Origin of the sequence: Chryseobacterium sp. JM1 (assembly GCF_000737715.1) — a bacterium.
Taxonomy (GTDB): Bacteria; Bacteroidota; Bacteroidia; order Flavobacteriales; family Weeksellaceae; genus Chryseobacterium.
In genome coordinates this window covers 83,688-100,672 of the sequence record NZ_JPRN01000008.1, presented here as the reverse complement: position 1 = coordinate 100,672, position 16,985 = coordinate 83,688, and the positions used below count along the sequence as shown (strand labels likewise).

The window sequence follows — 16,985 nt, the reverse complement described above, 5'->3', positions numbered from 1 at the left end:
GGACTACAAAGGTTTTAATAAATTATGATGAAAATTATTTGACCGGAAGTATTAAATCTATGACACAATTTATATTTATCGTTAAAACCTTATCCATTATTGACGATCATACTCTAAACCTCTCAGACACTCAAACCCTACCACTCTCAGACTCTCAGACACTCAAACTCTCCTACTCTAAGACTTCCAAAAATCACTTAGCTTTGCTAATATCCGTCAGAGAATTCAGGAATGCGATGACCTGTTTAATTTCCGTTTTTGTAAGATCCAGTTTATCCGGTGGCAGTGTCTGGTTTTTCATTTTTAAGCCGAGACCTTCACCTCCACCTTCGTTGTAGAAATCCATTACTTCTTCCAGTGTGTTGAAAGCACCATTGTGAAAATATGGTTTTGTAAGCGCGATATTTCTTACGGTAACCGTTTTGAAGGAATAATCATAGATCCATGATTTTTCTTTTTTTACAGGACTGTTTCCTCTCCCCAGATCAGAATCCAATTCAATAGGAAGCTGATTGACAGGTTTTGTGGTTACCCCTAAAACTTCAGATTCATTTTCGTTAAAGAAAGGAGGCACTAGACCTGAAAAATGCGGTGCAAAGTGACAGGTAGCGCAATTGGCTTTTCCCATAAACAGGTTATAGCCTTTTTTGACATCATCTGAAACGTCTTTTTCATTTCTCATAAAACGATCAAAATCGCTGTCAAAAGAATGCAGAGAAGCAGCGTAAGAACTTAATGCTTTGGAAAAATTCTCTTTATTTATTTTACCGTCTTTAAAAGCTGAACGAAAAGCTTTTTTATACTCAGGTTTTGTTTTTAACTTTTTAATAATGTCTTCGTAGCTCGTATTGAATTCATCATCGTTGTAAATCACGTGTTCCGCCTGTTGCTCCAGGTAAAATGCACGAAGGTCGTAGAAAAACCTTTTCGCAAAAACGGCATTGTACAGAGACGGAGAATTTCTTAATACCGTCTTTCCTTCTACATTACTCGGTGATTTCTCTTTAAGATCTGTAAAAGCATTTTCCTGCAAATGACAGGCGGCGCAACTCATTTTACCGTTTTGACTTAAATTCTGGTCATAGAAAATAGATTTCCCTAAGCTACGGAGATCTACATTATCTTCTGAAGACTGAAGCAATGTGTAGAAATACGGGTCCAGAAAATCGCTGCTGAAAAGGTTTTTGCTCTTTACATTCCATCCGGAAAATTCTTTGAGATCATCTGCTCTTCCGTCCCATTTTCCAAACTCTTCATAAAGCGGCTGAATATATTTTTTGTAAAATTCAATCCGGTCGAAATCTTCAAAATCTTTGTTTATTGACAGATAACTAATTCCTTCGGTAAGAACCTGATTGGCTTTCTGAACATCATAGTTTTTAAAATAAGCATCGTCGTTGATGTATTTTTTAATTCCTGTCAGAGCATGGCTGGCTTCTTCAGAGATATTCAGGGAACCGGGCGTATCAAAACCTGTTACGCCAAGGGTGTAAATTCTGATCAATTCGATTCTTAACGGTAATGTTTTGTTGTTTCCACGACTTAAACCGTTCTTTACCGTGCTCAGATAAAAGCTGGAATATGAGTTGTATAGAAAGTCTGTAATGGTTTTTATCTTTTCTTTTTCGTCTCCGGCTTCATCGGAAAAGATCAGTTCATCCAGCACCTGAAGTCCTTCCGGTGGCAATGTATAGGCTGAAGTCCCTGCAGCTTCAATATGAAAAAGCGGAGCGGCATTGAGGTGTGTTTTTGTAAATTCCGGATAATGATAAGCGATATAAAACTCTACTTCTTTAAATGAATTTCTTGTAGCGCTTAAAGAATTCCTGAGTTCTTCAATGGAAATCTGGTCATCAGAGAATTTGTATACATCTGATTTAAGCTGATCAAGCCTGTTTTTAAAATCTGACAGCCCTTTATTGACAAAGGTATTTTCACTTTTTTCTCCCTTGTCAACCGGGTTAAAAGACATGACAGCAAAACCTATCAACACAATCACAGCTAGCAGCGGATACAATCTCATGAATTTTTAGCGGCAAAAGTACCGTTCCGATGTTATGGCAAGTTTAACGGCAGATTAAAAAATGTTTACGTTTTACCACAAGGACTGAAAAAACAAAGCGTTTTTAAACACTAATTTCAAGAATAAGTTCACAAATAACACGAATATAATAAGGAAATAAATTTGTGTGTAATCAGCGTAATCTGTTGGAGATTTTCAGGGAAGCAAAAGGTCCGGCTGCCTCGCTGATGAAGTTATATGTGTACAATATTCACTTCATCGAATCCATTTCTTTACGTGAAAATATATCATGCTTATTTTCATGCAAAGATTATTTTAAAAAGTGCTTAGTTTTGAGGAAGGCAAAGAGTTCGACTGCGTCGCTGATGAAGCTATATGGATAAAGAAGGTCGCTTCATCGAATCAATGAAATTGATTCTCCCTTTGCAGCATTAAAATTTCACATTATAAAAATCAAACTTTGCGTAAAAAATTCTCTAGCTCACATTTTGAAATTAATCCACTATATGGATGTGTAAAAGCAGTTCCTGATTTGAATAACAAAACTTACATTCCGAAATGCCATGAGCTGCTAAAATCTCCGGAAAAAAGTCTCAAATCTCTCATTCTGAAATCTGATGTCTAAGATCTAAAACAAATGTCTTATCCCAAATTCAGGTTAATTTACAATTTGACAAAGCTATTTCAAAAGCGTAAAAATCTACAAACAGCAGTTTCTTATAGAAATATTTTTATTAATTTTAAACCCCGAAATCAAATTCATTATACTTAAGAACGGATGACTTCTTCAAGCCGGGTTTAAAAAATGATGACGAAAGATATTGGGCGAGGATTTTTTTAACATCATTTCAGCAGATTAAAAACAAAATATTATTATGAAAACAAAATTACTATTCGCTGTAGCGGCGAGTTTCCTTTCAGTTCTTGCCTTTTCACAGAAAAAGAAAAACAAAGAAATGGCCGTTTATGCAGAGAAAAAAGGGAACGACTATTATCTGATCCGTCTGGAAGAAGATAAACCGGTCCCTAACGTTTATGTATATTCAAACGGAGTGACAAAACCTTATAAAAATTATACTGACCTTAAAGACATTGTGATGGATTTTCCGGGAATGATGACTTCCAACAATTCTACTAAAGAAGAAATGGTCTCTGTCATGAAAAAAGGAGATAAGTTCTACGAGATCACTTCTCAGCGAAAAGATCCTAACAATTTTGAAAAAACCATTATCACCGTCTATGAAATATTTCAAGGACAGAAAAGAATCGTAGAGGAATATGATACGATCTATGACCTTGCCGGATCTCCTTATAAAGACGCTATTTTCATTAATTAAAAACAAAAAAATATAAATTATGCTAAACAAACTTGCTGCCTCAGAGCTGGTGCTGAATGATGACGGAAGTGTATACCACTTAAATCTTTTGCCTGAAGATATTGCTGATAAGATCATCCTTGTGGGAGATCCGGACAGAGTAGCAAAAGTTTCAAAATATTTTGACAAAGTAGAGATCAAAAAAAATAAAAGAGAATTCTATACCCACACCGGAACTTTGCGTGGAGAAAGAATTACCGTAATGTCTACAGGTATCGGAACTGAAAACATCGATATCGTGATGAATGAGCTTGATGCTTTGGTGAATATTGATCTTCAGAACAAAGAATTCAAAACTGAGCACAAATCCCTTGAGCTTTTCCGTATGGGGACGTGTGGAAGTGTAAACCCTGATGTACAGGTAGATAATATGCTGGTTACCCAGAATGTGGTAGGTCTGGACGGACTGATGCATTTCTACCAGGATTACAGCTTTGAGAATGAATTTTCTAAAAACTTTACAGAAAAATTCCCGTATGAAAAAATCAAACCGATGCTTTATTTCGCAGATTGGGCAGAGGAAATGGGAGCCTATTACAAAGATGCCAAATACCACGGTAATACGGCTACTTTCCCGGGATTCTATGCTCCACAAGGGAGACAGCTTCGTTTAAAGGCACTTGACGATAAGTTCTTAGAAACATTGAATGATCTCGGCGTAACCAACTTTGAAATGGAAACCTCAGCGATCTACGCCCTTTCAAAATTATTAGGCCACAAAGCCATTACCGTGAATAACGTTATTGCAAACAGAAGACGTGGAGAATTCTCTGCAGATCACCATGCTTCTGAGAAAAACCTTATTGATTGGGTATTGGAAAGAATCATTAAATAAAACATTTTAGGTCCTCAGACCTGGAGTTCAAACCTTATAGGCTTTAAAAACCTATAAGGTTTAATTTTAAAGACCACTTTGGTGTAGGAATGATCTCAATGAATTCTCTGCTGATCATCATGCTTGAGAAAACATTATTGATATTTGTACCGGACAGAATTATTACGTAAAATGCCTCAACAAATCCTTTGTATCATAACTCCACAGGAAATTAACCTCCATAAAAGTATTGTTCATTTTAAAATAAATGAACTTACTTTCATCCCTGTTGATTTTTCACTTATTGACAGATTCATTAAAGACTCTCAAAACTTTAGATTTCTGAAGGATTATTTCGAACACATAAAACTTCAGGACAATTTTAAAGAAGCTGTCTTTGATGAAGACGATGAACCGGAAGCTCATTTGATGAAGTTAATTCAAAATTACAGGATTGATCATTTTATCATTGAAGACTATTACGAATGGGAATACACCCCTTTTGAATCATTACGTGAAAAAGGCTACCTGAGATCTTTTGAATATTCTTTTATGTATGTAAAGAATGGTGAAATTATTTCAGCAGATTCTTCCCTGTTTGACGATGAAAATCCACAAATAAGATATGCTGATGCTCAAAAGTACAGAGAAGAACTGGGCCTCGATTTCGATTGGTTATCTCAGGAGAAATTCTATTCTTACGATTGCTCAAAAAAAGAATATTTAAAATAATAGAAATTTCGTTATTACGAAAAGAAGACATGGAGAATCCTTCACAGATTAACCAGCTTCTTGAACTCAAACCTTATAGGTTTTAAAAACCTATAAGGTTTATTTTAAGACTATTTTGTCACAAGAATTAGCTCAATGAATTCTTTACAGATCACATTCGTCTGAGAAAATATTATCGACTGCTTACTGGAAAAAATTATTAAACAAAATATATCATGGGTCAGGACATTACATGCCTTATAACAGATAAAGATATTAAGCTGAACAATGATGTTGTTCACTTTAAAGTGCGCGGCTTTACTTTTATTCCTTTCAATACCTGCTATGATCTTGGGTTGGGTGAAGCAAAAGATTTTGAACTCTTAAGTGATTATATCCTGCACTTAGAATCTAAGGATAATTTTGAAAATTACACCTATGACCGTGATAATGACCATTGTGACCTGGATATTTTCAAAATAATAAAAGACCATCAGATTGAAAATTTCATTATTGAGCATCATTCTGAGTGGGCAGATATTCCGGTTGATTATTATTTCATGCACGTAACAGAAGGCAGAATCATCAAAAACAGTATCGTATTTGATGAAAGTGAGCGATCAAAAAGCAACAAAGAGAATGTTCCGGAATCCAAGAAAAAATTTGGGCTTACTTTTGACTGGCTGGCCAATACTGATTTATTTTATTCTTATTTTCATGCTAACAGGATATATTCCATTCAGCAGACCAAATAAAACTTCACTATTTATAAACCTTAATGAAACGCTCTCGGATCGAGATGCTTAAATACAAAATCCAGCTCTGAGATCAGTTTTGAAGATAAGATTATTTTCCCCTCACTGATCATTTCTTCAGCAGGTGACAGATTTTTCTGAGCATTGATTACCTGAGCTTTTGACGGGTGCTGTGGTGCTGCCACATTGTACAGTTTTCCTTCTGATCCCTTTTCAATCATGACTTCAATCACATTGCAGATATCTTCAAAATGAATGTGGTTTACTGGAGCTTCCAGGTTTGAAATCGTATAGTTTTTTAAGAGACGGTTATCTCCCATCAATCCAGCCAATCTCAAAATATTAACCTGCGGATAGGCGCTTTTAATCATTCTTTCTCCCTGAACCTGATCTGAAGAAAGGCTTTCTTCGGTATATTCCCCCGGAATATCCGGATATACGCCGGTAGAGCTCATCACAAACATCTGCCCCTGAAAATCACCGATAAACGATAATAAATGTTGAATTCTGTTATACAAAGAACTTGCACAACAGCTTTTTCCGGAAAGCGGAATCGTGATGATAACGACATCTATGTCTTTGATTTCATTCCACTGTGTGATTTTTTCCTCCAACTGAAAATCAGGGAAGCTGGCGAGAGTGGCATTAAATCCTTTGGAAGACAGCTCAGCCACTTTATCATTTGTCGTTGCCGTTGTATACATCCGGTATTTGCCCGACATTGAATCAGCAATTCTGGATCCCAGCCAGCCAAAGCCTATAATTCCTATTTTCTTCATACATTTCAAGAATCTGCATTAATGATCCAAACCTTTTCTTCTACATTTAAATAGAACCGGACAGATCACCCACAAAATTAAATCAATTTATGATGCCTACAATGATTTATTTAAAGGGATTAGAGTTTAGAGAGCAGGGATTAGGGATTAGGGATTAGGGATTAGGAAATATCTGACATCTGATGTCTTGCATCTTGGTTCTTGGTTCTTCAATCTACCATTCCCCATTCACTTGCGAAGCAAAATTCACAATTGACCTATTAGAACTCATTGATCATCACATAAAAATGTCCCGAATATAAGCTTTCCGCATTTCCGGAGATATTAGTCAGATTGATAATCACACTTGATGTAGAGGTCATTCTTGGGTTTGAAATAGAGAAAGAAGTATTGCCCGCAAAATCTCCTGCAGGAGAAACGACAATCGCGGCTCTTGTAGAACTGGGCTGCATATTGGAAGGAATAGGAATTTCCAAAGTGACAGATTTTCCCTGAGCTAAATTATTCACAGAAACCGATGGCCACGCTTCAAAGCTGATCTGGTTTTTCTGTACACTTCCCTTTTCACCGAATTTATATTGGCCGTTGATGTCCAATTTAGCAGAAGTATTCGGTGTTCCTGTACCAATTCCTACATTAGCGTTATTATTTCCTATAATGATGGCATTAGCCTGTGAAGTGACAGCTCCATAACCTACCGCTGTGGAAAACTGCCCCAAAGCATTGGCTCCTGATCCTACTGCTGTTGAATTCTGATTATTGGTTACTGTATTATATCCTACCGCAGTTTCACTGTTGGAAGTGGTTTTAGCATTGTAACCTACCGCTGTCGACTGAAAACCGGATGCTGTAGAATTTTTCCCTAAAGCCGTTGCATCGTTGGTGGTTGTTTTAGCATTATATCCTACTGCAATCGACTGAAAACCTGATGCGTCAGCATTGTTTCCTACTGCTGTAGCCTCGTTTACAGTTACCTTGGCATTATATCCTACCGCCGTTGACTGATATCCTGAAATTTTAGAATTCGCTCCCAATGCCACAGATTCATTAGCAGTCACTGAAGTGTTGGTTCCGATGGCGATTCCCTGGTAAGCACTGCTGGAATTCCCCAGCGCAATACCGTTTTGTGCCGCATTGGCTGCTGTTCCGAAACTTATAGAGTTATTGACACCCAATCTTCCTACTGCTGTTGAATTTACTTTAAAGACAAGATCATCTGAGGTATTGGTTCCTAAAGATAGATTCGTATTCACTCCACCGGAGTTTCCACTGTTGGTCGCTGAGTTGTTCCAAACGGCTAATGGAGTAACACCACCGCTGGTTCCGTTTCCGCCATTTCCTGTATTTGTAGAAAGCATATTCCATTTGGATTTACTCCAGTAATAGAATCCGGTATCGGCAAGGTTTCCTGATCCATTGTTCCAGACAATCAGTCCTTCAGCAGGATTTGGAATGGTCGCCTGATCTGTTGATGATGCAAGGGCAACACTTGGAAGCAACATTCCTTTATTCTTAGAATTGATCTGTAGCATGGCTGAAGGATCCGGATTAGGAGTTCCAATCCCCACCTGTGCGTGAATTAAAATTGTAAAGAATGAAAAAAGAGAAATGAGCTGAAGTTTAAATTTGTTTTGCATCACGGTTATTACTGATCGTTTATTTTTCGAGGGTGCAAATATACAAATTTTTAACAAAACGTCATATTTTTTATTAAATCCATAATAAATACACTTATTAGTGAGTAAACCATCCTTTAATCACTTTTAAATGAAACATTTTCCAATATTAACTCAACATTAATTCCCTTTCTATAGTCATTAAGCAGCTTTTAACATTTTAATTTTAAGACATTTAATTATAGTATTTATAAAAAATATCACTAAAAAATGAATAAAATAGAATTCATTACTTTCTAGTGAAACAACTTGCTATATGATCATTAACCATTCCGGTTGCCTGCATATGAGCATAAACCACGGTAGATCCCATAAATTTGAAACCTCTTTTCTTGAGATCTTTTGCGAGAAGATCGGAAATTTCTGTCGTAGCCGGAACATCGGATAAAGCCTGAGGTTGATGATCCATTGGTTTTTCTTCTACAAAGCCCCAGATGTACGCTGAAAAACTTCCAAATTCTTTCTGCACCTCCTGAAACTTCTGCGCATTGGTTAGTGTAGCCTTAATTTTAAGCCTGTTTCTTATAATTCCGGAGTCGTTCATAAGCTATTCAATCTTCTCGTTATTATAAAGAGCGATTTTTTTGTAATCAAAATAATCAAAAGCTTTCCTGAAATTTTCCCTTTTAGAAAGAATGGTATACCAGCTCAATCCTGCCTGAAAACTTTCAAGGATGAGAAACTCAAAAATAGTTTCATCATCATATACAGCTCTTCCCCACTCTTCATCGTGGTATCTTCGGTAGAGATCATCTTTTTCGCACCAGCCGCAACGTATTTTTTCCATAGTCGTTCAATTTTAATTAAAGTTATGACTGATTTAGAAAAGTATAACAAAAGATTAAGAAAATTTTAACAGTGACCGCGGTTTTTAGGAATGGTTCTTGTTTAATTACTGGTACACAACAATAAAATATTACATATTATGAACAATTCAGAATACAACAAAGCGGAAGATGCAGTAAACAACACAGAAAATTCTTTAAAGAATGCAGCAGACAATGCAAAATGGAAAATTGAAGATCTTGCAGATAAAGCAAAGGATTATATCAATGAAAAAAGAAACAGCGATCAGGAAGCTACTCAGGAGGACTGGCTAGATAAGGTGAAAAATAATTTTTCTGATACATGGGATGATATTAAAGATAAAGCCAATGATGCATGGGAAAAAACAAAAGATGCAGCGGAAGATGTAAAAGCAGAATGGAATAAGAAAACGAATTAAAATTTCAGTCATATAAATATTTTCAAAAAAATGGAGTCTTAAATTAATAAGGCTCCATTTTTATTATGTCGCAAACACAAATTATTGCTACATTTGTATTTAAATAAACATTAAAAAATTATGTCATACGGTCTACTTAAAGGCAAAAAGGGAATTATTTTTGGAGCCCTTAATGAGCAATCTATCGCGTGGAAAGTTGCAGAAAGATGTCATGAAGAAGGTGCTGAATTTATCCTGTCCAATGCTCCGATTGCTTTGAGAATGGGAGAACTTAATGGTTTAGCAGAAAAAACAGGTTCTGAGGTGATCGCTGCAGATGCTACTTCTATAGAAGATCTTGAAAAACTTTTTGATGCGGCTATTGCCAAATTTGGTAAAATAGATTTTATCCTTCATTCAATAGGCATGTCCGTAAATGTAAGAAAAGGAAAGCATTATACTGAAATGAACTACGACTGGTTAGAAAAAGGCTGGGATATTTCATCCGTTTCTTTCCATAAAGTAATGCGTGTGGCTTACGAAAAAAACTGCATGAATGAGTGGGGAAGCATTTTAGCACTTACATATATTGCTGCTCAGAGAACATTCCCTGATTACAATGATATGTCTGACAATAAATCATATTTAGAAAGCATCGCAAGAACATTCGGATACTATTGGGGTGAAAGAAAAGTACGTGTCAATACTATTTCCCAATCTCCTACTCCTACTACAGCAGGAAGTGGAGTGAAAGGTTTCGGTGGTTTCTTAGGCTTTGCTGAAGAAATGTCTCCACTAGGAAATGCTACAGCTCTTGACTGTGCCAACTATTGCGTAACCCTATTCTCTGATCTTACTCAAAAAGTAACCATGCAGAATCTTTTCCACGACGGAGGTTTCAGCAATACAGGAGTTACTCAGAAGGTAATCGACAGATATGGTGAATAACTGATCTGAATATAGCTATAAATAAACCGGCGGCCTCTTTGAGGCCGCCGGTTCTGTTTAAAATAATGTTGATATGAAGAAGTTTATTTTTTTTTCAGATTGTTCTTTTGTCTTGAAACAAAATGAACCAAAAATTCAAGGCTGGAATCTTCCGCTAAAAATTAAAACTTGCTCCTAAAATTCCCAAACTCATGCGGATTAATCATTACTGCTTCGGATCAATATTTCGTCCGCACTCAGACAGTGGGAATTTTTTAACGGATCATGTTTTAATTTTCTTAACGCTACAGCTTCCTAGGCCAGTGGTATCTGGAAGTTTTATTAGTAGAATCTTTACCACAATGAAGGTTTCTTACTAATAAGGTAACCCACAGATATGGTGAATAACTGATCTGAATATAGCTATAAATAAACCGGCGGCCTCTTTGAGGCCGCCGGTTCTGTTTAAAATAATGTTGATATGAAGAAGTTAATCTTTAGTAAGGAAGTCGGAGGCTGGAAGATGGAAGTTACTGACTCCGAAAAAACAAATGCAATACAATTTTATTACTATTCTAAGGGCTACATCATCACATTTAATGATGACCTGCAGAAATAATCTGCCCAACAGTAACTTCCATCCTCCCTCTCCCAGCTTCCAGCCAATTAAATCTATAAAATAACCGTCTGGATTGAGTGTGCCGGTGCGGATAATTTAGCCGACATTCCTTCGATCCAAAGGTTGGTTTCAATATCATTTTCGGAATCATTCATAATCACGGTGACCAGTTGGCCGTTTTCATTCATGAAAGTGGTAGACGTAAGCGCCGCTCTGTTTGATGAACTTCCGATTCGCTGAGCATTGGGCTTAATATATTTTGATACATGACCTACATAATAATATTCATAAGTATAATGTACTTCTCCGGTCTTTGTATCTGCGATGATCGGTGCAAAACAGAAGTTTCCTACGTGGTTGGGTCCTCCGGTTTCATCCAGCAATACATTCCAGTCGGTCCATAAAGCGGTTCCTTTGTTGAAATCATTAAGCATATTTTTTCCATACAATTCTCCCAGACTAACATCATAAATTCCGGACATCTTGAACTGTTCCTTACATCCTTCTGTAAACGCAAGAAATTTATCAGGAAAAGCTCTCTGTGTTTCTGCTAAGTTATCAAAAAGCTGTGTTTTGTTGTTCCAGGTTTCATACCAGTGGTACCCGATTCCGTGGGCATACTTTGAAGTTTCAGGATCGCTTAAAGTCGTCGTTGCTCTTTGGTAAATTAAATCTCTGTTGTGATCCCAGATCATTACTTTTTTGTCTTTGTAACCATTTTTCCAAAGTGTTGGTCCTAAATTATTTTTAAGGAATTCACCTTCTTCTTCCGCAGAATAGATACATGACTCCCAGCTTTGGGTAGCCATCGGCTCATTCTGTACCGTAAGTCCCCAGATATTGATTCCTCTTTTTTCGTATTCTTTGATGAATTTAATATAATAATCTGCCCAGGTCTGGTAATACTGGTTTTCCAGTCTTCCTCCTTTGTACAGACTTTTATTGGACTTCATCCATGCCGGTGGACTCCATGGAGAGAAATAAAAAATAAAATCTTTCCCGATCGCTTTCTGAGCTTCTTTAATCATCGGGATCTTATACTTTTCGTCATGAGCTACATTGAAGGTCTTTAAAGCCATATCGTTGTCTTCCACATAAGTATAAGAATCGCTGGAGAAGTCGCATGAATTCATGTTGGTACGGACTACCGTATAACCCAGTCCGTTTTTTCCAAAGTAAGCTTCCAGAATTTCTTTCTGCTTATTCTTCGGCATTTTATAAAAGGTTTCGGCAGATGCGTCAGTAATGGCGCCACCAATTCCAATCAGTTTCTGGTATTTAAAATCCGGATCCACAAAGATACAGGCATCTGTTTCTTTAGGCTGACCAAATTTTTCAAATTTAACCGTTCCTTTATCCGCCATCTTTTCGTTGGTTTTGGAATTGGTTAAAATCACTTTCGCTGTTTTCCCTGCATTTTTCTTCCAGTAGTTCTGTGCATTGGCATTTACAAATGCACCTACCGCCAAACAGCTTACAATTAGTTTCTTCATAATCTTTTTCTTTCTGTTTTTGGACTTTACCGCCCTCGCTTCATTATTTATTTTGATAAACTCTTACATAATCTACATAATATTTTTGCGGAAAAATACGATCATCAATTCCTTCTTTTCCGCCCCAGAAGCCACCGACCGCCAAATTTAAAATCATAAAATAAGGCTGATCAAAAGGCCATGCTTCATAGGTCTTCTCTTTATTTTCATACGTGAAAAACTTCTGTCCGTCGATATAAACATCAATCTTTTCCGGTGTCCAATCTGCTTTATAGACGTGAAAGTTTTCACTTACATCTTTCATCACCAAGGTATCTGTCTTCTGCGTCCCCTGAATATGGTTATACTTTTTGGTGTGGACCGAGGCATGAACAGATCCCTGATTGAACCCCACATGTTCCATAATATCCAGTTCACCATCATCCGGCCATTTCTTCATCTTTTCACTCATCATCCAGATGGCAGGCCAGGTTCCTCGTCCTTTGGGAAGTTTTGCCCTGATCTCTACTGTTCCATACTGAAAGGAGAATTTCCCTTTGGTTAAAAGCCTCGCGGATGTATATTGATTCTTTTCCCAGTTTTCTTTCCGGGCTTCAATAATAAGATTTCCGCCTTCCATTCTGGCATTTTCAAGTCTGTTTTTGGTATAAAACTGAGCTTCCTGATTTCCATAGCCGTCTCCTCCTACATCATAATTCCATTTCAATGAATCCGGAAGACCTTTTCCGTTAAATTCATCACTCCATATCAGTTTTTTTCCGGAATGTGTTTTGTTGGAAACACAGTTTGTAATGGAAAAAAGAAGTAGTCCAGTGAAGCAGAGATGAATGATATGTTGGAGTTTGATTTTCATTGATCAGCAATATTTAGGTTTTGACTAAAGCCTTTTTCTTTTTTGTTGCGTTAAGTTAAGTTAAGCGTGCTAAAGCCCGCTTCTATTGAATATTTTATTTTGCCCAAGTGATTCTTTTTGTCTGTACATTTTGCGAATCTGTTCCAATCATGATATCGAATTCGCCGCTTTCCCAGTCAAAATTTAATTGATCATCATAGAATTTCAGATCTTCCGGAGTCAGTTTGAAATCTACTTTTTGGCTTTCTCCTTTTTTTATGAACACCTTTTGGAATCCTTTTAATTCTTTCACAGGTCTTACGACTTTTCCGAAAAGATCTCTGATATAAAGCTGTACCACTTCTTCACCATCGTATTTTCCGGTATTGGAAACCGTCACGCTGATATTTAATGTCTGGTTTCCCTTAAGGTTTGCAGAACTTAAAACCATATCCGAATATTTAAAATCCGCATAGCTTAAACCGTAACCAAACGGGAATTTAGGATCATTATCAAGATCGATGTATGCGGAAACGTAATTTCTGTCTGTATTGTTTTTGGCCGGTCTTCCCGTATTATAATGATTGTAATAAACAGGAATCTGCCCTTCCGTTCTCGGAAAGCTCATTGGAAGTTTTCCGCCGGGATTCACAGTTCCGAACAGAACATCGGCAATAGAATTTCCTGCTTCCGTTCCCAGCCACCAATTATAGGTTATAGCCGGAATATGATCCGCTGCCCAGTTGAAGATCAGAGGTCTTCCGGCATTGATCATTAAAACGATTGGCTTTCCGGTCTTCGCAATTTCTTTAAGCAGATCTTCCTGAACTCCTGTAAAACCAATGCTGCTTCTGCTTTTTGCCTCACCGCTCATGGCGTGTCCTTCACCTAAAGTCATAATCACGACATCTGCTTTTTTCGCAGTTTCTATTGCTTCTGCAAACATAGATCTGTCCTGATCATCAACATTACAGCCTTTTGCATATAATAAGGTTGAATTTTTATCCAGTTGATTTTTAATTCCGTCAAACTGTGAAACGATTCTTTGATTGTCATCTTTAAATGCAATCGACCAAAATCCGTGATTAGCTACCGTTTCTTTTCCGAAAGGTCCGATCAGGGCAACGGTTTTCACTGTTTTTGAAAGCGGAAGAATATTTCCCTGGTTTTTAAGAAGTACGATACTTTTCGAACCGAATTCTCTTCCGAACTTTCTGTTTTCCTGATTATCAGTTTGCTCTTTCTGTCTTTTTTCGTTGCTGAATCTGTAAGGATCGTCAAAAAGTCCCATCTCGAATTTTTTGGCTAAAATTCTGCCTGCTGCATCATCTACCCATTTTGCGTCTACTTTTCCTTCCTTGACCAATTTAGGAAGCTCCGTCATATAGACACGGCTTTCCATATCCATATCACTTCCGCCCAGAATGGCTCTTTCAGCTGCTTCGTTAGCATCTTTGGCATATCCGTGAGGTATCATTTCCCCGATACTTCCCCAGTCTGAAACCACAAAACCTTTATAATTCCACTTTCCTTTTAACAGTTCTCTCTGAATATATTGATTGGCTGTGGCAGGAATTCCGTTGATATCATTGAATGAATTCATGAATGTCGCTACTCCAGCATTCGCTGCTGCTTTGAATGGTGGTAAATAGATTTCATGCAGCTGTCTTAAACTCATATCCACGGAATTGTAATCTCTTCCGCCGACTGCTGCACCATAAGCTGCGAAATGCTTAGCACAGGCCATCAGCGCATCAAGACTTCCCAAACCTTTCCCCTGAAATCCTTTGATCCGGGCTAAGCCAATCTGGGTTCCCAGATACGTATCTTCTCCGGAACCTTCCATGACTCTTCCCCATCTCGGATCTCTGGCAACATCCACCATGGGTGCAAACGTCCAGTGGATACCATATGCCGAGGCTTCTGTCGCTGCAATCCTTTCTGATTTTTCTATCATCCCCAGATCCCAGCTTGCTGCCTGACCTAAGTTGACCGGAAAAGTCGTCCTGTATCCGTGAATCACATCCTGCCCGAACAGTAAAGGAATTTTCAGTCTGGATTGTTGAGCCAGCTTCTGGAAAGCTCTTGTTTCATCTGCTCCGGCTACGTTCAGCATGGAACCTACTTTTCCTTTTTTTATTTCTTCCAAAACGGCTGCAGAATTGGATTTCTGAGGTCCGGTGGCATATTCGAATCCGCTGTACTGGACCATCTGTCCTACTTTTTCCTCCAGGGTCATTTTAGAAAGCAGCTCAGCCACTTTCTGATCAACCGTTTTCTGCCCGTAAGCATTCATTCCCAGCGCTGAGCAGGCCAGTAAGAAATATACTTTTTTCATACGATGATATTAAAAAACATAAGTTGCTGCCGAATTTCCTGAAAGAATGACGGGAGCGGTCTTTCCATTATATTTGATATTAAAACTTTCTTCTGCAGTGTTTCCATTCTGGACAATCAATACCGTTTTTCCGGCTGGGGTTTTAAATGCCGCCGTAGAAAGGGTTTCTGTCTGTGTAGAAGCAATACGCTGAGAACCTGCAGGCACGAATTTGGAAGCGTGTGCAATGATATAATAGGAAACATTTCTGGTGAAATTTTCACTGTCGGAAACCGTTATTGCTCCTTTACATTCCGTACACCCGCCCTCTGTGTGAGGTTTATACTGCGGATCATTCGCTAGATTCCATTCCAAAGCAATACTGCTCCAGTTTCTCATAGAACCGATGACTACATTTTTAACGTGCCAGTTCAGGTCTTCGTTAAAAGTGCCTTTCGATCCCGTCCACTGCTCGGTAAAATACAATTTTTTATCGGGAAACGCGTTGTGCACCGTGCTTAAAGCTGAAATATCTCCTTCATATAAATGGAAGGCTGAGCCGTCAATGTACTGATAAGCTTCAGGATCTTTCAGAATATCAAGGGCATATTCGGGTTTGTTGCAGTTATGATCGTAGACTACAATCTTTGTTTTGATCTTATGGGATTTAAACACCGGACCTAAATGACCTTTGATAAAATCTCTCTGCTGCTCAGACGGCATAAAGAGACTCGGATTGTTTCCCGGATGAAGCGGTTCATTCTGAGGTGTTACTGCATCAATGGTAATTCCTTCCTTTTTCATTCCAAGGATGTATTTTGCAAAATAGTCTGCATATACCCTGTAAAATTCGGGTTTTAAGCTTCCACCTTTTGATTTCCCGTTATCTTTCATCCAAACCGGAGGTGACCAAGGTGCTGCAATGATTTTAATTTCAGGATTAATGGCCAGAATCTCTTTCAACATGGCAATCAGATTTCTGTCGTTGGCCAGACTGAATTTTGAAAGGGTCGGATCTGTCTGCCCTTCCGGAAGGTCATCATAAGAAAATACGCTGCTATCAAGATCAGAAGCACCGATGCTTAACCTCAGATAACTGATAGAAATCGAATTCTTATCTTTCCCGAAAAGTTCATTCAATAAAGCTTTCCTCTTTGCAGGTGAAAGACGGTTGATTACTTCTACACTGCCTCCTGTGAGGGTATATCCAAAACCGTCAACATATTGAAACTTCTGAGTATCATCAATTTCAATATTTTGCCAGTTGTTGGTACCTGTTACAAACCTAACGGGTGTCTGTTGCTGTAATTTTACACTTTCATTGCCTTTGGTAAGCCAATACTGAACATCACTTTCTTTATCTGCCCCAACGGATGCACACGATAAAGGAAAAAGTACCACGCCGCAAAGCAGCGCGGTACCTTTAAAAAAGAAACTATATAAACTGTGAAACGTCATA

The 16,985-nt window shown here is 37.9% G+C and carries 14 protein-coding genes and 1 pseudogene; 7 read left to right on the top strand and 8 right to left on the bottom strand.

Translation table 11 applies throughout. From position 1 onward, the window contains the following. Positions 1-193: 193 nt before the first annotated feature. The gene (locus IW22_RS14505) at positions 194-2,023 is read right to left on the bottom strand and encodes a cytochrome-c peroxidase (RefSeq protein WP_034727634.1); all 1,830 of its coding nucleotides are present in this window, start codon (positions 2,021-2,023) and stop codon (positions 194-196) included. Between the two features lie 875 nt (positions 2,024-2,898). Here IW22_RS14505 and IW22_RS14500 point away from each other — a divergent pair. The 4 genes from IW22_RS14500 to IW22_RS14485 all read left to right on the top strand — a co-directional run bounded on the left by IW22_RS14500 (position 2,899) and on the right by IW22_RS14485 (position 5,679). After that, positions 2,899-3,360 (top strand): hypothetical protein, encoded by a 462-nt coding sequence (locus IW22_RS14500; protein WP_034727631.1) that lies wholly within the window; start codon positions 2,899-2,901, stop codon positions 3,358-3,360. Positions 3,361-3,379: 19 nt separating this feature from the next. Then, positions 3,380-4,234: a nucleoside phosphorylase gene (locus tag IW22_RS14495; RefSeq protein ID WP_034727630.1), complete on the top strand. Its 855-nt coding sequence runs from the start codon at positions 3,380-3,382 to the stop codon at positions 4,232-4,234. Between the two features lie 171 nt (positions 4,235-4,405). Continuing rightward, positions 4,406-4,945, top strand: coding sequence for a hypothetical protein (locus tag IW22_RS14490; protein WP_034727629.1), 540 nt, complete (start codon positions 4,406-4,408; stop codon positions 4,943-4,945). A 215-nt stretch (positions 4,946-5,160) separates the two neighbouring features. Next, on the top strand, positions 5,161-5,679 hold the full coding sequence (locus IW22_RS14485; protein ID WP_034727626.1) for a hypothetical protein: 519 nt from the start codon (positions 5,161-5,163) through the stop codon (positions 5,677-5,679). Between the two features lie 20 nt (positions 5,680-5,699). Here the strand turns inward: IW22_RS14485 and IW22_RS14480 are convergent, their stop codons facing one another. The 3 genes and pseudogenes from IW22_RS14480 to IW22_RS14470 all read right to left on the bottom strand — a co-directional run bounded on the left by IW22_RS14480 (position 5,700) and on the right by IW22_RS14470 (position 8,921). Further along, positions 5,700-6,458 carry a hypothetical protein gene (locus IW22_RS14480; protein ID WP_034727624.1) on the bottom strand — a complete coding sequence of 253 codons (759 nt, stop codon included), beginning with the start codon at positions 6,456-6,458 and terminating at the stop codon, positions 5,700-5,702. 260 nt (positions 6,459-6,718) lie between these two features. Beyond that, positions 6,719-8,095 (bottom strand): hypothetical protein, encoded by a 1,377-nt coding sequence (locus IW22_RS14475; protein ID WP_034727621.1) that lies wholly within the window; start codon positions 8,093-8,095, stop codon positions 6,719-6,721. Between the two features lie 268 nt (positions 8,096-8,363). Beyond that, positions 8,364-8,921 (bottom strand): annotated as a pseudogene (locus IW22_RS14470) (DNA-3-methyladenine glycosylase I). Positions 8,922-9,059: 138 nt separating this feature from the next. Between IW22_RS14470 and IW22_RS14465 the strand changes: the two are divergent. The 3 genes from IW22_RS14465 (at position 9,060) to IW22_RS24425 (ending at position 10,884) form a co-directional block, all read left to right on the top strand. Next, positions 9,060-9,359 (top strand): hypothetical protein, encoded by a 300-nt coding sequence (locus IW22_RS14465; protein ID WP_034727619.1) that lies wholly within the window; start codon positions 9,060-9,062, stop codon positions 9,357-9,359. A gap of 120 nt (positions 9,360-9,479) precedes the next feature. Continuing rightward, positions 9,480-10,286, top strand: coding sequence for an enoyl-ACP reductase (locus IW22_RS14460; RefSeq protein WP_034727618.1), 807 nt, complete (start codon positions 9,480-9,482; stop codon positions 10,284-10,286). Between the two features lie 460 nt (positions 10,287-10,746). Beyond that, positions 10,747-10,884, top strand: coding sequence for a hypothetical protein (locus IW22_RS24425; RefSeq protein ID WP_165571893.1), 138 nt, complete (start codon positions 10,747-10,749; stop codon positions 10,882-10,884). A 53-nt stretch (positions 10,885-10,937) separates the two neighbouring features. Here IW22_RS24425 and IW22_RS14455 read toward each other — a convergent pair whose 3' ends face one another. The 4 genes from IW22_RS14455 to IW22_RS14440 all read right to left on the bottom strand — a co-directional run bounded on the left by IW22_RS14455 (position 10,938) and on the right by IW22_RS14440 (position 16,984). Continuing rightward, positions 10,938-12,377, bottom strand: a complete 1,440-nt coding sequence (locus IW22_RS14455) for a glycoside hydrolase family 30 protein (RefSeq protein WP_034727616.1) — start codon at positions 12,375-12,377, stop codon at positions 10,938-10,940. A gap of 43 nt (positions 12,378-12,420) precedes the next feature. Then, positions 12,421-13,230: a family 16 glycosylhydrolase gene (locus tag IW22_RS14450; protein ID WP_034727615.1), complete on the bottom strand. Its 810-nt coding sequence runs from the start codon at positions 13,228-13,230 to the stop codon at positions 12,421-12,423. 94 nt (positions 13,231-13,324) lie between these two features. Further along, complete coding sequence (locus IW22_RS14445; protein WP_034727614.1) at positions 13,325-15,547, bottom strand: glycoside hydrolase family 3 N-terminal domain-containing protein; 2,223 nt, start codon at positions 15,545-15,547, stop codon at positions 13,325-13,327. A gap of 9 nt (positions 15,548-15,556) precedes the next feature. Then, the gene (locus IW22_RS14440) at positions 15,557-16,984 is read right to left on the bottom strand and encodes a glycoside hydrolase family 30 protein (protein ID WP_034727613.1); all 1,428 of its coding nucleotides are present in this window, start codon (positions 16,982-16,984) and stop codon (positions 15,557-15,559) included. Position 16,985 lies beyond the last annotated feature (1 nt).